20 protein-coding genes are annotated in these 17,401 nt (G+C 69.5%); 11 read left to right on the plus strand and 9 right to left on the minus strand.

The window, feature by feature from the left end; translation table 11 throughout:
- Positions 1-68 precede the first annotated feature (68 nt).
- The 3 genes from OG933_RS45195 (at position 69) to OG933_RS45205 (ending at position 3,334) form a co-directional block, all read left to right on the plus strand.
- On the plus strand, positions 69-2,510 hold the full coding sequence (locus OG933_RS45195) for a DNA translocase FtsK (protein ID WP_405633759.1): 2,442 nt from the start codon (positions 69-71) through the stop codon (positions 2,508-2,510).
- 74 nt (positions 2,511-2,584) lie between these two features.
- Positions 2,585-2,773, plus strand: a complete 189-nt coding sequence (locus OG933_RS45200; RefSeq protein WP_331730798.1) for a hypothetical protein — start codon at positions 2,585-2,587, stop codon at positions 2,771-2,773.
- Positions 2,774-2,785: 12 nt separating this feature from the next.
- On the plus strand, positions 2,786-3,334 hold the full coding sequence (locus tag OG933_RS45205) for a hypothetical protein (RefSeq protein ID WP_331730801.1): 549 nt from the start codon (positions 2,786-2,788) through the stop codon (positions 3,332-3,334).
- Between the two features lie 16 nt (positions 3,335-3,350).
- On the opposite strand, the gene OG933_RS45210 is transcribed toward OG933_RS45205, so the two are convergent.
- Positions 3,351-3,545 (minus strand): hypothetical protein, encoded by a 195-nt coding sequence (locus tag OG933_RS45210; protein WP_331730805.1) that lies wholly within the window; start codon positions 3,543-3,545, stop codon positions 3,351-3,353.
- A 328-nt stretch (positions 3,546-3,873) separates the two neighbouring features.
- Here OG933_RS45210 and OG933_RS45215 point away from each other — a divergent pair, with 328 nt between their 5' ends.
- The 6 genes from OG933_RS45215 to OG933_RS45240 all read left to right on the plus strand — a co-directional run bounded on the left by OG933_RS45215 (position 3,874) and on the right by OG933_RS45240 (position 7,071).
- The gene (locus tag OG933_RS45215; protein WP_331730808.1) at positions 3,874-4,332 is read left to right on the plus strand and encodes an RRQRL motif-containing zinc-binding protein; all 459 of its coding nucleotides are present in this window, start codon (positions 3,874-3,876) and stop codon (positions 4,330-4,332) included.
- 75 nt (positions 4,333-4,407) lie between these two features.
- Complete coding sequence (locus OG933_RS45220) at positions 4,408-4,872, plus strand: hypothetical protein (protein ID WP_331730811.1); 465 nt, start codon at positions 4,408-4,410, stop codon at positions 4,870-4,872.
- A gap of 196 nt (positions 4,873-5,068) precedes the next feature.
- Positions 5,069-5,743 carry a GGDEF domain-containing protein gene (locus OG933_RS45225; protein WP_331730814.1) on the plus strand — a complete coding sequence of 225 codons (675 nt, stop codon included), beginning with the start codon at positions 5,069-5,071 and terminating at the stop codon, positions 5,741-5,743.
- Positions 5,740-6,018, plus strand: coding sequence for a hypothetical protein (locus OG933_RS45230; protein ID WP_331730817.1), 279 nt, complete (start codon positions 5,740-5,742; stop codon positions 6,016-6,018). Before OG933_RS45225 ends, OG933_RS45230 begins: the two co-directional genes overlap by 4 nt.
- Before the next feature lie 31 nt (positions 6,019-6,049).
- Positions 6,050-6,565 carry a WhiB family transcriptional regulator gene (locus OG933_RS45235; RefSeq protein WP_331730820.1) on the plus strand — a complete coding sequence of 172 codons (516 nt, stop codon included), beginning with the start codon at positions 6,050-6,052 and terminating at the stop codon, positions 6,563-6,565.
- Entirely contained in the window at positions 6,562-7,071 is a 510-nt protein-coding gene (locus tag OG933_RS45240) for a hypothetical protein (protein ID WP_331730823.1), read from the plus strand. Before OG933_RS45235 ends, OG933_RS45240 begins: the two co-directional genes overlap by 4 nt.
- A gap of 907 nt (positions 7,072-7,978) precedes the next feature.
- On the opposite strand, the gene OG933_RS45245 is transcribed toward OG933_RS45240, so the two are convergent.
- The 6 genes from OG933_RS45245 to OG933_RS45270 form a co-directional block, all read right to left on the minus strand.
- Positions 7,979-8,374, minus strand: coding sequence for a hypothetical protein (locus OG933_RS45245; protein ID WP_331730830.1), 396 nt, complete (start codon positions 8,372-8,374; stop codon positions 7,979-7,981).
- Between the two features lie 77 nt (positions 8,375-8,451).
- Positions 8,452-8,955 (minus strand): hypothetical protein, encoded by a 504-nt coding sequence (locus OG933_RS45250; protein WP_331730833.1) that lies wholly within the window; start codon positions 8,953-8,955, stop codon positions 8,452-8,454.
- A gap of 25 nt (positions 8,956-8,980) precedes the next feature.
- Positions 8,981-10,282: a NucA/NucB deoxyribonuclease domain-containing protein gene (locus OG933_RS45255; protein ID WP_405633763.1), complete on the minus strand. Its 1,302-nt coding sequence runs from the start codon at positions 10,280-10,282 to the stop codon at positions 8,981-8,983.
- Positions 10,283-10,936: 654 nt separating this feature from the next.
- Positions 10,937-12,076, minus strand: a complete 1,140-nt coding sequence (locus OG933_RS45260; RefSeq protein ID WP_362276003.1) for a ParB/RepB/Spo0J family partition protein — start codon at positions 12,074-12,076, stop codon at positions 10,937-10,939.
- Positions 12,073-13,227 (minus strand): ParA family protein, encoded by a 1,155-nt coding sequence (locus OG933_RS45265; RefSeq protein WP_362275999.1) that lies wholly within the window; start codon positions 13,225-13,227, stop codon positions 12,073-12,075. The genes OG933_RS45260 and OG933_RS45265 overlap by 4 nt, the downstream gene beginning before the upstream one ends.
- A 1,245-nt stretch (positions 13,228-14,472) precedes the next feature.
- On the minus strand, positions 14,473-14,733 hold the full coding sequence (locus OG933_RS45270) for a hypothetical protein (protein ID WP_362276161.1): 261 nt from the start codon (positions 14,731-14,733) through the stop codon (positions 14,473-14,475).
- Between OG933_RS45270 and OG933_RS45275 the strand changes: the two genes are divergently transcribed.
- Entirely contained in the window at positions 14,680-14,838 is a 159-nt protein-coding gene (locus OG933_RS45275; protein ID WP_362275995.1) for a hypothetical protein, read from the plus strand. The two genes, OG933_RS45270 and OG933_RS45275, sit on opposite strands and share 54 nt — an antisense overlap.
- A 138-nt stretch (positions 14,839-14,976) precedes the next feature.
- Here the strand turns inward: OG933_RS45275 and OG933_RS45280 are convergent, their stop codons facing one another.
- Together OG933_RS45280 and OG933_RS45285 are read right to left on the minus strand one after the other, a co-directional pair.
- A complete protein-coding gene (locus OG933_RS45280) occupies positions 14,977-15,144 on the minus strand; it encodes a hypothetical protein (protein WP_331730845.1) in 168 nt (55 codons plus the stop codon).
- Positions 15,145-15,445: 301 nt separating this feature from the next.
- Entirely contained in the window at positions 15,446-15,841 is a 396-nt protein-coding gene (locus OG933_RS45285) for a DUF302 domain-containing protein (RefSeq protein WP_331730847.1), read from the minus strand.
- Positions 15,842-16,020: 179 nt separating this feature from the next.
- Here OG933_RS45285 and OG933_RS45290 point away from each other — a divergent pair, with 179 nt between their 5' ends.
- A complete protein-coding gene (locus tag OG933_RS45290; protein ID WP_331730850.1) occupies positions 16,021-17,385 on the plus strand; it encodes an MBL fold metallo-hydrolase in 1,365 nt (454 codons plus the stop codon).
- The last annotated feature ends 16 nt before the right edge of the window (positions 17,386-17,401 follow it).

Here is a 17,401-nt window from a genome sequence, read left to right on the forward strand (position 1 = left end):
ATTCGGGGGCCGCGCCCGAAGACGGGCGCGGCCCCTTCCTCATCCCTGAAAGGATCTGATCTGCCGTGATGCGCAGGATGCCCACGCGGGCGAAAGCGGAACTGGCCGCCTACGGGGCATCCTCCGCCGCCCTCGCCGTACTGCCCAACCTCGAGCTGCTGCCCGCCCACCTCACCGTCGGCGCGATCGGCGGCGCCAGTACCTGGTGGCTCTACCAGCGCGTCAAGTCCGGCGACTTCCGCAAGACGATCCGCTCCGGCCAGCGCCTCCTCGGACCGGTCACCGGCAGCGCCGTCTACGCGGCCGCCGCCCTCGCCCCGGGCGCCAGCTGGTGGGAGATCCCCCTCGCGCTCGGCTGGGGCGGCCTGATGTCCGCCTGGCTGCCCGCGTCCCGCTCCACCTGGACCCCGCCGGGCGAGATGACCACCGCCTACCCGCCCGGCTTCACAGGCCTGGTCATGCGGCTGTGGGACCAGCACGAAGTGGCCCCCGGCACCCGGCTGGAGAACATCGAGCAGACGATCTCCCGCGACCACCCCGACTTCGCCTGCGACATCGTCGCCCCCGTCGGCAAGCCGGTAGGGAAGATCGACGCCGACGCCATCGCCGCCTGCTTCGGCGTCCCCACCCTGGCCGTGTCACTGCGCGAGACCGAACACGGACCCGGCAGGATCCGGCTGACTGTCGCCCCCACCCAGGAGGCCGGCCGCAGCATCGACGACCTCTGGACCGCGCTCATCGCCCGGCCCGGCGGCGCCATCCCCGGCAGCAGCATCGTCCGCGTGGAACGCCAGCCCGCACGCGACCAGCTCCCCGCACGCGGCATGATCCTCGCCGAAGTCGAGCCGGGCGAGGTCGCCCGCGTCAACTTCGACCAGCTGTGCACCGCATTCGGCGTCAAGGCCGAAGAGCTGCGCCTGGTCGTGGAGACACGCGGCAGCGAAGTCCTGGTGACCCTGTACGAGTCGGCGCCGCTGAAGGTCGCCCGCCGCGCCACCCGCGAGCTGCTCACCCTGGACGCCTACGGCCGCTACACCATCGGCACCGCCCACGACGGCAGCGACGCCAAGGTCCACATGCGGTCCGCGAGCGGCACGTTCCACGGGTTCCTGGTCGGTGTCACCGGCTCCGGCAAGACCGTGTCGCTGGCGCTGATGTGCGCGGCGTGGGCACTCGCCGGGATGGCGACGTGGGTGACGTCCGCGCGCCCCGACGCGCAGATGTCCGCCGTCGGCCGGCACGTCGACCGGCAGAACTCCGGCCCGGTCTTCACCTGGTGGCTGCTGAAGGCCGCCATCGCGCTGATGGACATCCGCGGCCAGATGAACACGGAAGCCGGCCACGACTTCTCCGCCCACTCCCCCTACCCCGCCCTGACCCTGGTCCTGGATGAGTTCAACAGCCTGGTCGGCGACGACGTGTACGGCGACGACATCGCGCACATGACCGACGTCCTCGCCCGCGAGGGCCGCAAGTTCGGCATCGGCGTGATCTTCGCCGGACAGTCCCTCAACCTCGACAAGCTCGGCGGTGCCGCCTCCCTGCGCGACCAGGTCCAGGGCGGAATCGGCGTGGTCCTGCGCATCACCGGCGGCATCGCCGCCCGGCAGGCCACCGGCGGCCTCGCCGGCGACGCCGAACTGGCGCCGATCCCGGACCGGCTCGGGGCCCACATGTCGCTGATGGACCGCATGCTCGGCACCGCCGGCGACGTCCCCGGCGAGACCACCCAGGGCATGGGCCACACCGTCACCGGCTCCGACGCCACCATGATGCGCACCCTCTACGTGCACCTGCCGGACGACGGATCCCCCGACGGACTCGACGAGATCTTCCCGGAGAGCGGCGGCATCAACACGCTGACCGACCGGGAGACCGAGGCGCTCACCGAGCTGGGGTTGTGGCACGACTGGACCATGCCGCCCCCATCCGGAACGGACGACAGCTCCGACGCCGTCGGCGGCATGGGCGGCGGGCTGGGCAGCTTCGCTCCGCCCCCGATCCCCCAGCCCGCCCGGAAGGCACCCACCGTCAAGGAGAAGGTGCTCGCGGCCGTCGACCGGGAGATGACCGCCAAGGAGATCCGCAGCGCGGTCGACGCGGCAGCCGGCACCGTCCGTAACACCCTCAGCGACCTCGTGGCCGACGGGCGGCTCCGCCAGGTCGACCACGGCGTCTACGCTCCCGTCGTCCCCCTGCCCGCCGGCAGTGGGGCCGACGTCCCGCAGTCCGCAAGCGCCGACCCGGACCCTGCCGCCGCGGCCGGTGAACTGGTCCTGCTGGCCGCTGACCTGGTCATCAGCTCCCAGTTCGGCTCCACCTCGATGCTCCAGCGCAAGCTCCGCATCGGCTACGCCGACGTACAGGGCGTCATTCTCGCGCTGGAGCAGCGCGGCATCGTCGGCCCCGCCGACGGTGGCAAGGCCCGCGAGGTCCTGGTCAAGCCCGAAGCCCAGGACGACGTCCTGCGCGAACTGCGCGCCGACCTCGCCGTCACCACCGTCGACTGACCCCATTCCGCTGCCCGGCGCAGTCCGCCGGGCAGCACCCGCCTGCCCCCGCCACCCTGAAAGGGATCACCGCCGTGGCCGTGACCATCTCCCTGCCCCTGCTGCTCTGCCTGACCGTCGCAGCCCTTGTCAGGCGCGGCACGGTCACCGCCGCCCCCGCCCTGGCCTGCACCGCGTTCGGCTTCACCCTCGCCTCCACCGGCCTCGCCCCCGCCATCACTCGTCTCATGAGCGTTCTGGCGGACCTGATCGCCACCGTCTGACCGGAGCACCCGATGCCCGCCTCCACTCGCACCGCCACCGCGCCGCCGCAGCCCGCCGCACCCGCCGCCTCGGCGGCGCCCGTGACGCTCGGGCTGGAGGCCCGGCTCGCCGCCATCGACGCCGCTATGACGCTGCGCCTCGAAGAGGCCGCCGTCGCCCACGAAGTACGCACCGCGCACCTGGCCATCGACCCCATCGACCTCGCGGACGTCATCATCGGCCCGCTCACCCCCACCCACCAGCCGCCCGCCCCGGCCACCTACCGCACCCCCGCCGCCGCGCTCCTCGAGCGCGCCCACCACCGCATGCAGACCGCCGGATGGTGCGCGGGCGTCCTCACCGACGAGGACGGCGCCGTTTGCCTCATCGGCGCCATCCGCGCCGAATCCGGCGGCGACCGCGGCCTCGCTGACGACGCTTCAGCGATTCTCCTGGACGCGGTCCAGCGGAAGTTCCACGACGAATCCGTGCCCGTCTTCAACGACCGGCAGCGATCCGGCGCCGTCCCGGCCCGGATGCTGCTCGAAGCGGCTGGCCTCGCCGACGCCCGCGGCCGGTAGACCGGCCGCCCGGGGGTCAGCCGTCCAGCTCGATGACGAGCCGCCCGTAGTCGTCGACCCACGCCGGATACACGTACCCGCCGACCACGGCGCGGTTCACCCACACCTCGACATCCGCGTCGACATCGATGACCAGCACCCCGTCATCGTCCGTGTACGCCCGCCATGTCACGCCATCCCGGTCGATCACCGCGTCGAACTCCACCGCCATGTGACACCCCCTCTGTCGACGCCCCCAGCGTGACGTACGACCCGCGCCCCCTGCCAGGGTGCGCCACACCCCGGACGTTCCGCCCGGCCCTCGCCTGCCGACGCCCGGCCAGCGAGGACCGGACAGGCCGCCCGGCCACCTGACCACACATCGCGCCCCGCCGACGCACCACCGGCGGGGCGCACCGTTTGCTGCCCACCGACGTCTGGAGGAGATCACTCGTGCTCATCCCTCGCCCGCGCCGCCGGATCGGCCGGCCCCGCCCGCAGCGCCCCGGCTCCCGCTACCCGCACCGTCCCCGTCGGCTGCCCGGCGCCTGGGGGCAGTGATGCCACGCCCCCGGCCGCACCGTCCCCGGGAGCAAGCAGAGCGCATACCCCGCGGCGGGCAAGGCCTGCCCGAGTACGACCAGGGAGCCTGCCCGGACCATCTGGTCACGCGCCGTCAGCTGCGGGACAGGGGCCTGTGCCCCGGCCGGGGCAAGGTCGTCGCGATCCTGCGCTGCAAGGCCTGCCGGACCACGCCGCAGTGGTCGTGCACGCACCGCCGCCGGGCCTGGCTCTACGACCTCACCGTGGCGACGCCCAAGCGGGTGCCGACGCTCGCGCAGGAGTGGGCGCTGGACCGGGCGATGGCCGCCAGGCAGACCTGCCACCGGTGCGGGCGGCGGTTCTACATCTGCCTCTCCAAGAAGCTCGGCTGCTGCCTGGAATGCCATGACGGCATTCCCGTGGACCCCAGCACCTGCATGACCCCGGCGTCCGGCCCGCACCAGCTGGCTGCGTGAGCCGGACCCCACCCGCACTCACATCCCCAGCGCCGGTGAGACCCGGCGTCCCTTCACGATCTGGAGATCTGACCCATGCCCGACACCACCACGACCCGCGCGTACGGGCCTGACAGTCCGCTGGCGTTCCTGCTGGAGGTGGCCGCCGACGCGTACGGCCCCGATGAGAGCGAGCAGCGCGAGGACGCGGAGACCGCCGCCGCCCATCACACCTACGCCGCCTACCCGCAGACCCTCGCGCAGGCCGTGGAAGCCGCCCACTGGCAGGGGGCCGCGGCCACGGACAGCGGCGGCCGACGGGTCGAGCCGTCGGCTGTGGCGTGGCTGGACGGCGGCCTGTGGCTGCACCACACCCTGCGCATCACCGAGTACGACGGCGCCGCCGACCTCCTCACGCTGGTCGTGCCGTGCACCTGCGGCCACTACACCAACATCACGCTCGACGGCGAAGAGATGCTGCTCGAACTGCTCGCGGAGCTCGCGCCGACGCACGGCCGGTCGATGCACGACGACACCGTCGGCGACTGCCGAAGCATCTAGGCCCTACCGCTGGAGAGACACCCGCCCCTCAGCTTCTCCGTCACGAGGGGCGAGTGCACTTCCCAGCATGCCCGGCCCGGCACTCCCCGGCCCACACGTGATCACGCAGGAAGAGGCGCACCCCTTTTCGCCTGGAAGCACTCGGGGCGCGCCTCTCTCGATCTAGCCCCCGAAAGGGCAGAACGGAGATTCCATCATGCATGCTGAGCCCGCCTTACGGCAGCGCTCGCGGATACTTGCGCTCGCCGCCGTCGCGGTGCCCTTAGCGGTTGCCGTCGCCGATGACGTCAGGGTCCGCCGGCACCTGCAAGCCGCCCGCCGCGACCCTCTCACCGGCCTGCCCGGCCGCGACGCCCTCCAGGCCCGCACCGCGTCCCTGGCCCGTGCACACCGCGGCCTCCTGCACGTCCTGGTCGCCGATGCCGACGGCCTGAAGACGGTGAACGACACCCTCGGACACGCCGCCGGTGACGCCCTCATCGCCGCCATCGGCCACCGCATCGGGGCGTGGGCACAGGCCTGCGGAGGCCTCGCCGCCCGGATCGGAGGCGACGAATTTGCCGCCGCGGTGCTGCTCGCGCCGACCGCGACCCTGCGGGAGGTCACCGCGCTGCGCCAGGTGCTCGCGCAGCCCGTCGATCACGGCGGACAGAGGCTCACCCCGGCCGTGTCCATCGGGACCGCCCGCGCCGCCGACCTGCCCGGTGCGGCCGACGCCTCCCGCATCCTGCGCGGAGCGGACATGGCCATGTACCGGGTGAAGACTGGCGAGAAGCCGCCCGGCTACCTGGCGACCCGCCACGACGCCTATGCCCCCGCCGTCCACGGACGCCGTCCCGGCCGCCCCGGCACGCACCTGCCCCTCGGATGACCCGCCGTACCCGCAAGACGCCGCTGTGGGAGCCGGGCTGCGTCCCGGCCCCCGGCGGTCTGCTGGACTGGCGCGACGGCCGCCACTTCGACCACTGGCAGGACCTGCCGTGCGTGCTGTGCCACCAGCCGACGCCGATGCGCTCCCACTACGGAGAGCCCGTCCATAAAGCCTGTGCAGAGGACTGGATCACCGCGAACCCCGCTGAAGCCCGTCGCGGCCGGTTCGCCTCCGACATCCAGCCCAAGCGCCAGCGCGACGACGACCACGCCTGACCCTCCCCCCTTCTTCCTGGAGAGCTCTGCCATGCCCGGACTTCGATCCGACCTGCCGGACTCCGACCGGATCACCTTCCCCTACACCGCCACCCCCACCGCCTGCCAGCGCCAGCCCACCCTCTTCTCTCACGAAGCGACCAGCACCCCGGCGGCGCAGGCCGACATCGAGCAGGCAAAACAGTTGTGCTCCGGCTGCCCGATCGCAGCGGGCTGCCTCAAGTGGGCGCTGGCCCACGCCAGCGAGGCACGCCTGGGTGTGTGGGCCAGCACCACCGCCCGCCAGCGCATCCAGCTGCGCTGGCGCCTGGCCGACCGGCTCGGCACCGACTGGGCGACCGTCGTCGCCGACCGCGAGGACCGGCGCCGCGCGCAGCGCCTCGCCGCCCGCTACACCCCGCTCATCGTGCACCAGGCCCGCATCGTCCGTCTCGACCGCGACCTCAACGGCCCCCTGCCGCGCCGACCCCGGCGGCTCACGCGCGACGAACAGCAGCGCAACGTGCACCGGCTGCTGACCGGAGTGCAGGCCAGGAAGGCGGGATGACCATGGATGACACCGGCATAGCGGTCGCCCTGGAAGGCTTCCTCGACGACGAGACCGTCCCCGGCGGCTCGCAGGAGACGAGTGCACGGTTCCGGCTCATCGTCTCCCCCACCGACGAGCGCGCGGACGAAATGGTCCTGCCGTGCACGGCCACCACCCCCGCGCTCGCGGCCGCCGTGCTGCACGACCTGGTCCCCGGCGACCAGCTCCGCATCACCGGCCACCTGCGCCTGCCCCGTACCCCGGACGAGCCGATGTGGATGGACGTCACCACCCTCGAAGTCCTGTGGACGGCACCCCTGCCCCTGCCGGCCGACGACACGGACGGCCTCGACGCAGAGACGATCGCCGACCTCACCGACCTCTTCGGCGACCTCGACCTGATCGATCTCACCCGCGCCGTACTCGACGCCACGCGGCCCGAAGACCGGGTCACCGTCACCCGGGCCCTCGACGACGTCCTCGGAGACATCCCCGTCCCCGGGGTGGAGGACCTCGACCCGTGACTGCCAAGCGCCGACCTGGCGCCGCGGCCGCATGACGCCCGGGGCGGCCGCCGGCCTCCCGTTCAACCGCCCCGGCGCTCCCTATCCACCTACTGAAACGGACCTCCACATGGTCAAGACGGCAACCGACAACAACACCGGAGCGAGCGCATGACCACCACTGGCCTGAACCAGATCGAGACCAGCGAGGGCGACGACAACACCCCGCACCCCGGCCGAACAGATCTGGACGCCCTATGCCGACGGCACGGCCGACCACGGGTTCATCGCGTACCAGGGCCTGTTCGTCGCCGGGATCGACGGCGGGGCCGACGGCGACCTCTACCCGGTCGGCTTCCTGGCCCTCGGGCATCAGCGGTGGGCCGACATCATCGAGGCCGCAGCCGCGTACATGGCCCAGATCCACGGCTGGCGGAACCTGCACCTGTACCCCGGCGACGACCCCTCGGTGCTCATCCCCCCATCCCGCGCGCCGTCCACACCCACGGCGTGTTCTTACGACACCCACACCCGGACCACGACTGCGGATGCGAGTGGGACGACACCTGGCGCATGGTCTGGGCACCCGACACCGAGCCCGGCGCCGTCCCGATCACCGCCATGCGGCACCCTGCCGCCCCAGCCGCAGCTGCCAGCGTCCCTAACCCCGACGGCGATGCGGCATCCGCGATCTGGGCAGCCTGACCCGAACCAACCCACCACAGCCAGTTACAAAAAGGGCCCCTGCGCTCCCAGATCTGGGAGCGCAGGGGCCCTTTTTGCGATTCCGGGCACGGAGGTCAGCCCGCCGTGTGCTCTCGCTGGCCTGCCAGTTCGTCCAGCAGAGCCGCGTACTCGGCAGGCTGCTTCTCGCGCAGCATCCTCAGCCACACCTGCGCACCCTCAGCAAAAGCTGGCGGTTCCATCTTCAGTTGGGGTGGGTCACCACGGAGAACGGGTCACCGTACGGGAGTTGGCGAGGCTGTCCGGGGTCGTCCTGCCCCGTCTGTTCCGCAGCCTGTGTCTCCGGGGTATTAACGGTGTTAACGGTCGGTGCCGTGGGGGAGTCCGGTGACACTGCATCCGCGGAGGTATTAACGCCGTTAACGGTCGCGCCGTCCGGGACGGCTGGCACCGATGTGCTCGGGGAGGTGTTAACGCCGTTAACGGCAGAGGCATCGTCCTGCTCCGCTACCGGGTCGTGCCGGCGCTTGCGTGGGGTCTTGGCGGCTGCGATGACCTTCTGCGCCTCACCCGCCTGCTGTTCCTTGGGCAGCCGGCCGGTACGGCGGGCGGGCTCCACCTTCAGCTCGCCCGTCTCCACACGGCGGTCTTTCCTACCTGCGGTGCAGATGGCTCTGCCCGCCCACGTGGCGGTGGGCGGGCAGAGGGGTGAAGTGCTCAGCGAGAGCGTACCGAGGCGCCGTAGCTGTCGCTGTGGCGGAGCACGGCGACGGGTGCGGCAGGTGCCGGCCACGCTTGGATGAGGTACCACTCAGTGACCTCATCAGGGGCGAGGTCGACTGCGGTGTCTCGGCCGCGGGCGTGAATGCGCAGCCGGTAGTCGCCAGGGCCGTTGAACGACAGGGCGGGAAGTTCTTCGTCCAGGTCGTCCATCAGGCCCCGGACCATGAGATCGCCCGACGCGGAGTGTGCGGAGAGCTCCACGATCTCCTGCCAGTCGTCGTTGCCGGGTGCGGGGGCGGTTTCGTGGAAGGTGACGGTGACGTCCACGTCGCCGGTGTGGATGCCGGTGTGGATGACGGTGACACCCTCGGTGACCTGAACGAGCCCGTTGTGCTCGTACGCCAGATCTGGGGCGGTGGGTCCCTCCTCGTCGCTGATGTTGAACTGGTGGTACTGCACCGGGACACGTCCGCTGCCCCGTTCGACCTCGTCGCTCATCCGCAGTCCTTAGTCGGAGTTCCCGCTATTTGATCCACACCAGGAACCGGTCTTTCTCGATGATGCGGTTGTACAGGTAGAAGAGGCTCACAGTCCGGCCGCCGCCCGTGTTCTGCTTCGCATCGATCATGCGCTGGCTGTAGCTGCCGCCCGTGCTGGCGCCCTGCCACGTTGAGGCGAAGGGGTACTCATCACAGGATGCCAACAGCGGACGCGGGAGGCTGGTGGGGCAGGCCGTGTTCCGGTTCTGCGTGATCTTGGCCTTGTCTGTGAGCCGGGTGAGATAGCTCGTGGTGCCGTGCTTGCCCGGCAGGTTCTTGATGTTCTGCGCGTCCTCGATGTGCTGGGCGAGCTGCGGGTACTCGCCTGTTTTGGCGTAGACCATCTCCGGGATGTACGGCATCACGCAACCCGGCTTCGACGTGCCCGGAAGCGCGTTGTCGCACCGAACGGGAGGCGTCGGCAGGGAAATCTCGTTGCTGGGGCTGACTCCGGCCTTGGTGAACACCCATGCCGCCGTAGCCTGGCCTTCTCCCACCTGTCCCTTGGTCGAGGTGTTGATCGTGGTCTCCAGGAAGAACTGCCCGACAGCGTCCTTGCTCGAACTCATCGGCTGCGAGGGGAATTTACTGTCGGTCACCTTGCATTTGGCGGCGCAGGTCGCTCTGCCCGACGCGCTCATGCCCACAGCCGAGCCGGTGGCAGACACCTGCATCAGTTCCACCTGATACGCCCAGTTCTTCACATCCCGCCCGCTGTAGGCGTACGCGCGCGTCAGGTAGTGCATGGTGCCGACCGTCGCGCCGGTACGCGGGTTGATGACATTCAGCGTGGCAGAGAAGATCCCGCATGCCTTGAACCGGTTGACGTACCACTTGTTGCTGACTCCGTCGTCATCGCACCACGTAGGGGTGGGCCAGGCGGAGGCGGCCGCACGCATCTCGGATGTGAGCGGTGTGCTGTCCCATGTCGCACACGGGATCGGTACGTCGCTTCCGTCCCGGATAGCGATCAGCATCCGTGTCCGGCACATGATGGAGAGACTCTCGGCGGCCGCCAGCGGGTCGGGACTGCCGATGCCGTCGTCCTGCGCGCTCCCATCTCCTGGAGTGTCCCCCAAGACGGCTGGCGCGCCGTCTTCTGTCTCCGGCACCGGCTGGGAGATGTCGTCGTTCAGTTCCTCGGACGAATCATCCAGGTCCTCCGGCAGCGGCGTGTCATCGGTGGGTGCCAGCGCGGCGCTAGCAGCCTGCGCAGTGCCGACGGCAGCGTTGGTAGCTTGGGACGCCTGGGCAGTGGTCAGGTAACTGCCTAACAGCCCCAGCACAGCCGCTCCCGTGGCCAGGTATCTCCTCAATCTCAAGATGTGCCCCCCTGTTTTGTCAGCCAGTAGGACGCGAGACCTGTCATGCTCGCGCCCGGTCGCGTTGATCAAAACACAGAAGAACCACAGCCTGTTCATAGATCGGCGAGCGTTTCCCGCCACTCTTGTGTCAGCTCGAAGTAGCAGGCCATGGGGACACTGAGTGGGCTCTTGCCCCGGCGGCGACCCGGCGGAGCTCAACCCCCCGCACACTGCGCGCGTCCTTGCACAGAGTCCTCTCACGGCGCCCGCACCCTTGTGTATAGGTGGTCAGTGACCAGCGCGCGCCGAAACGGGAGTCCGACCTTGCCCGGCCCGCCGTGACGCAGTCGACGTAGTACCCGGGTGCCGTTCGAGATGATCGACGCTGGGCGAGTTCAGGCTCCAGCTCACCCAGGTGCTTTCGTGCCGTGACGCGGTCGGCTTCCAACGTGGTGCGCACTGTGGGCGCGTGGGCTGAGTACAAGCTCGCTGAGCAAGGCAGCCGCCCTCTGGAGGCTGGCGACTGTCGCCGCCGCAGGAGCAGGAGCGGAAACGGGCGCAGCGATCACTACTGACAGACAAAAGGGGGCCCGATCCCGCATTCGCGGGGTCGGGCCCTTTCCAGTTGTCCGAGAGTCAGACCGATGTGTGTTCTTCCTGCCGCACCAGGTCTGCCAGCAGAGCCGCGTACTCAGCAGGCTGTTGCTCGCGCAGGATCCTCAGCCATACCCGGGCACCCTCAGCAAATGCTGGCGGCTCCATCTTCAGTTGGAGGTGGGTCACCACGGAGAACGGGTCATCGTAGGGGAGTCGGCGGGGCTGTCCAGCGTCGTTCTGCGCTGCCTGCTCCGGGGCCTGGTCCTCCGGGGTGTCAACGGCGTTAACGGTCGACACCGCCGCGGAGGCCGATGGCGACGTACCTGCCGGGGTGTTAACGCCGTTGACGGCTGCCGTGCCCGGGCTGGTCGGTGTCGGCGTGCTCGTGGAGGTATTAACGCCGTTAACGACAGAGGCGCTGTCCTGCTCCGCCGACGGGCTGGGCCGCCGCTGGCGCGGGGTCTTGGCGGCTGCGATGGCCTTCTGTGCCTCGCCCGCCTGCTGCCCCTTGGGCAGCCGGCCGATACGGCGGGCGGGTTCCACCTTCAGCTCGCCCGCCTCCACCTGCTCCTGGAGCTCGGGAGTGAGCTCCAGGAGCGCCAGACGCTGCGACACCCAGGCAGGTGTCTTGCCCAGCCTCCTGGCCACCTCGCCCTGCGAACCGTGGACCTTCACCAGCTTCTGGACCGCTTTCGCCTGATCCATCGGCGGGACGTCCACGCGGTGGATGTTCGCGATTAGGGCGGACTCCAGAATGTCCGCAGCGGAAGCGGCGAGATCGTCATGGACGTCGATCCGCAGTTCCGTCAGGTCGGCGATGCCAGCCGCTGCCAGGCGCCGATTGCCGTCGATGACGACGTACTCGGCGTCCTCGCCGAGCGCCTCCTCCTGGCCAGGGTGCGCACTCAGGAAGGCTGCGCGCCGCACCACCGTGACGGGCTGGATCTGTCCCTTGGCGAGCAGCGACTCGGCTGTCTCTTCGATCTCGGTGAGTTCGTCGCGCGGGTTGAACGGGTTGCCGGCGAGCAGCTTGAGCTCTACCGCGGCGGGAGGCCGTTTGCCTTCACCGTTCATGATCTGCTGACGGGTCCGGATCCGGCGCGGCGCCCTCTTCTCGCCCGTTCCGTTGTCTTCGCCCATGCTGAACCCCCGGGTGACCCGGTCCTGAGGGGGTGTCATACGGCAAGCTCCTTCGCCAGATCGCGCATTACCTGCGCGTGTTCACTGTCGGGGGCGTACTCCAGCAGCGGGATCTCCCCGTCCGCAGCCTCCCGGCCTTCTTTCAGATCACCGATCACGGCGAGGACGGGCGGGGAACTGCTCTTCTCCCACTCATCCTTGTTCTGCTTCACGAGCTTGCCGCGCCGGCTGTCGTACGCGTTGATGATCAGACCGATGTAGTCGACCTGGATCCGGCCCTTCTTGCACAGATCGTCCATCTGGCGGCTGAGGAGACGGAACGCGCGGTGGGAGGCCTTGTTCGCCCAGACCGGCGTGATGACTCCGGACCGGTCGGCGAGCTCTCCGTCACGGCGGCGCACGTAGTACAGCGCGGTGTCCATGTTCAGACCCAGGCTGGGCGGGCCGTCGATGATGATGACGTCGTAGTCCGCCTCGAGCGGCTCCATGGCCCGCTCCAGGGCAGCCTCGCTGAAGCTCACCTTGGACAGGGCGACGTCGCGCAGGAACGCGTCGTCGGATGCGGGAAGCAGGTGGAGCCGGTCGCCGAACCGTTCGCCGTCCAGAGACACCAGCAGATCGTGTATGTCGCCTCTTGCGGTCCCGTCCATGTGCATCATCAGGGTCTCGACGTCGTCCTCGTACATGAGCTCCTCGAACCCGAGCTCCGCCGTGAGGTGCCCCTGCGGGTCGTAGTCGACGATGAGCACACGATGGCCGGCCTCCGCCAGAGCCTGCGCGATCCCCGACGACAGGAACGTCTTCCCCACCCCTCCCTTCTGGTTGGCCACTATCACCCGCACCACCGGCTGAGCGACCAACGGAGCGGTGGGAGAGGGGTGGTTGTCGAGCCACAGCGTGAGCGCCTGCGCCAGCCCCTTGACGTAGGTGACACCGCGCTCCGAGCAGGCAGCCTTGAACCGGTCCGGCTCACCGACAGGGAGGAACGTCCCCCACGTCTTCGCCCCGTCGGTCGGGACGTTGGGGAGATCGTCGGCGTCGGCTGAGTACCAGGCGTTGATCGCGTGCTCAGTCGCGTCCTGGATGTCCATTCCGTGCTCAAAGGCGCGGATCTTCAAGTGCCTGCGCAGCTGGGGAGTGAGGGCCGTAATTAGCTTCTCTCGCTCTCCCCGGGGGCTCGGGATGCTCATGCGGCCGAACATTACTAGGTCGTCGGCCAAGTGGGCCGTACCCTGCTTCAACTCGCCGCTCTCACAGCTATGACCGACGCAAGGGCTGGACCCGACACGCGACGCAGATGCACTGGTGGCTGCGACACGGCATCGGCTGACGTGGCCTCAGTAGGCTTCCCTGCCTCGCCAGATGGTGTTACCGGGCGTAACAGGGCGGGCTGCGGGATTATGCAGAGAAGGTGAGGAAACCGTCTCTGCAGGAACGCCATTGTCAGTGGTGGCGTGTACAGTTCGGCGACTCCTGCCCGGACCCTCTCGAGCGACTAGTGAAGCTCTGGCAAAACACCCCAAAACAGCCCGTCCATGCAGGCGGCCATTCACCCGAACCGGTATGTGATATCAGTCACGCCCACATGGGAAAAATCGGGAACTACCTGCACCGATTCCGGGTCAGAGCGTCTTGGGGCCGCTGATCAACATGTGACTACCCGTCGCATGAGGGCGGCAAGTCAAGGCATAGTGGGGACATCGCAGCCCCCTTGCGTGACGGACATCACACATGCCCGGAATCGCTTGCGTACGCGGCGGTAACCGCATTCGGACATAAAGAAGACCCCACCCGACGCCCGCGAAGCATCCAGATGGGGCCTTCCTTCGCACACCGCGTGCAGTGCGGCCGACCTGTCAAGTCGGTCAAGCCCCGGCCCTCAGGCTGGGGCTTTCCGCATTACCAGGGCCAGTCCCGCGCGATCTCGTAGATCACGTGGATCACAAGCCCCAGCCACCGGGTGGCCCGCTTGGGCCGATCCCGCTTGCTGCAACACTGGCAGTGCCCCTCAGACTTTTCCATCTCAGTCATCAGGACCCGTCACCCCATTCCTCTGGAGACTGCGGATTTCGCAGTTCCGCGGGAGGTCCACAGACTTCGCGGACTCCCCGGGGGAGTCCACGCTCGCGCGTAGGCCCCGGGGGTAACGGGTGGTGAGACCTTACCGGAGGGCTGCGGATTCCGTTTCCGGTCAACCCCCCACTACCAAAGCGGTATCTGACACCCCGTGCCATACCAAGCGGTCGCATGGGCGCTGAGCCCAAGCTCAAACAAAGCTCAAGTCCCCCCACCTGGCACTGTGGCTGACGAGGCGTCGGATACGCGGTGCCAGTTCCCGAAGGCAGCGTGCCAAAGCTCACAGCGGGAGCACACGTCAAGGGTGAACGTGCGCCCCTGCACATCCGTACGCCTCTCTGTGTGGCAACGCCTTCCCGTCAGATGGGGCCCGAAGTCAGATCGTCGCGTACGCGACGTAGCCGTACGGGGTGGCGGAAGCGGCCGCTGCTGTCGCGGGCGACATCTCCGGAGACTTCGACGACGACGTCGGGCCGCACCAGGACCGCGTGAAGGGTTTCCCGGGATCCCCAGCCAGCGGAGAACGACCATCCGATCCATGGGTGCCCCGTGCCAGCCTTGGCGAGATGTCCGGCCATGGTGCGGGCGCCGGCGGGGGACAGGGTGGTGGTGCGGCCGATGTACTGGAGGCGGCCGGCGGGGTCGTGGCGTCCGAGCAGCAGGGACTGCGGCGCATCGACCGGCCCGGTTACGGCGGCGACGATGGCGTCGTGCGCGTCTCGTAGAGCTTGTACTTGCGCCAGATCCTGGCCGTGGGGTGGTAGGGCTCGGTCAGTCGTTTTGAAGCCCAGCCCTTCCAGGCCGGTGGCCCAGTCCAGCCACTGGCGTGCGGTGTCGGGGTCGGTGGTCGACGGGGTCAGCGTTCACGGGGCGTGCAGCTGCTGGCCGGTGAAGAGTTCCTCGATGGCGGCCCGGTGCCGGTGATACGGCCATGGTGTGGTGTCGGTGCCCGCCAGGTGCAGCAGGTCGAAGGCAGAAGGGAACGAGTTCGCGGATTCCTGGAGGGGGCAACCGCTGAACCCGCGCGTCATTGCCGGGTTATGGGTGGTAGGGAGGGCGGGTTCGTTTATGCCTGCCGGGGCTGTTGTGGTTGTCAGAGCCGGGAGGATCGGTAGAGCACGGCGTAGGTGGCTGTCTTCGGTGTGATGAGCGCGGCAGCCGCAGAGACGGTGGTCAGGATGAAGAAGAGCGGTCCGTGGCCGTCGAGGGGCATGGCTACTGTGGCGCCGGCGAGTATGGCGCGAGGGCTGCTGCTGGGTGGGCGGCACCGGCCGGGAGATAAGACTGCGGCATCGCGTGCTGGCGTCGGCCAGACGCCGAACCGGGGAGAGGTCAGGCGGCGGTCAGGGCGCTGAGCGCGGCGTCGAGTCGGGCGGTGGCTTCGTCGGCGACGGGCTTGAGGGCGTCCAGGCCGGTGAGGGTGACCATGGTGCCCGGGTCGAGGGCTTGGACGAGCGTGTGGTCACCGTCGCGGCGGACGACGACGTTGCAGGGCAGGAGCAGGCCGATGGAGCGGTCGGCCTCCAGGGCCTGGTGGGCGAGCGGCGGGTTGCAGGCACCCAGGATCAGGTAGTCCTCCATCTCGTGGCCGAGCTTGGCCTTCAGTGTGGCCTGGACGTCGATCTCGGTGAGGATGCCGAACCCTTGGTCGGCCAGGGCCTGGCGGACGGCGGCGGTGGCGGCGTCGAAGTCGGTGACGGCCAGGCGGATGGTGCGGTCGTAGGACACGGGCACTCCCGAGTAGGTGCGGAACGACTGATTCCTCTATACCCCACCGGGTACCCGAAGCGCGCCAGGTGAAGCCTTGAGGGGGCGCTCCTCGACCCCTGGAATACCCCCCTGGGTATAGCTGTTAGTGTGAGTGTCAGATACCCCCGGGGGTACATCGTTCGAGAGGAGTCATAGCCGTGTTCTTCGTCGACACTCTGGAGTTCGAGGGCCTGGGCAACCGCAGTTACCTGGCTGGCGGACCCAGTGCTGCCGTGGTCATAGATCCACCGCGGGATATCGATCAGGTCATTGCCGCAGCGGCCCGCCGCGGGGTGCGCATCGCGTTCGTGGCAGAGACCCACGTACACAACGACTACGTCACCGGCGGTCTGGAGCTGGCCCGTGTCACCGGCGCGCAGTACCTGGTGCCGGCTGGCGCGCGCGTGTCGTTCGCCCGCACCCCTATTGCCGACGGCGACACGGTGACGGTCGACGAGGGGCTGGTGCTACGCGCGATCGCCACTCCCGGGCACACCCCGCACCACACCTCCTACGCCCTTACCGAGGACGGGCGGGGTGTGGCGGCGTTCACCGGCGGATCCCTGCTGATCGGCACCGTCGGCCGCCCCGATCTGGTCGAGCCGCGGCTGACCGAGCAGCTGGCCCGGGCCCAGCACGCCTCCGCCCACCGGCTGGCCGACGAGCTGGACGACGAGGTGCCGGTGCTGCCCACCCACGGGTTCGGCAGCTTCTGCTCCTCCTCCCAGGCCGAGGGGGACGCGACCACGATCGGCAAGGAACGCGAGATCAACGACGCGCTGACCCTGGATGTGGACACCTTCGTCGCCCAGATGCTCGCAGGGCTGGACGACGTGCCCGCCTACTACGCGCACATGGGCCCGGCCAACGCCGCGGGCCCGGCGCCGGTCGATCTCACCCCGCCCAGGCACGCGGACGCCGAGGAGATCGCCTCCCGGCTGGCGGCGGGTGAGTGGGTGGTGGACCTGCGCAGCCGCCTGGCCTTCGCCGAGGGGCATGTGGCCGGGTCGTTCAACTTCGAGGGTGAGGGCAAGCTCGCCACCTACCTGGCCTGGCTGATCCCGTGGGGCAAGCCCGTCACCCTGCTCGCCGATACCCCGGAGCAGATCGCCGCCGCGCAGCGGGAGCTGACGCGGGTGGGCATCGACCGCCCGGCCGCCGCAGCCACTGGCGACCCGGCCGGCTGGATCCGCGAGGGGGAGCAGCTCGCCTCCTTCCCCCGCGCCCGTTTCGCCGACCTCGCTGACATCCGTAAGCGCGGCGACGACGTCGTCGTTCTGGACGTGCGCCGGGACTCGGAGCGTGCGGGCGGCTACATCGAGGGCTCGGTCCACATCCCGATCCATGAGCTGCACGGCCGTATCAGCGAGGTGCCGGACGGGAGGGTGTGGGTGCACTGCGCCGGCGGGATGCGCGCGGCGATCGCCGCCTCCCTGCTGGAAGCCGCCGGCCGTGACGTGGTCGCCGTCGACGACGGCTTCGACGCCGCGGCGGAGGCCGGGCTATCCCTGACCTCCGGCTGATTTCCGGCCGTCCCCT

Origin of the sequence: Streptomyces sp. NBC_00016, from assembly GCF_045040885.1 — a bacterium.
Taxonomy (GTDB): domain Bacteria; phylum Actinomycetota; class Actinomycetes; order Streptomycetales; family Streptomycetaceae; genus Streptomyces; species Streptomyces coriariae.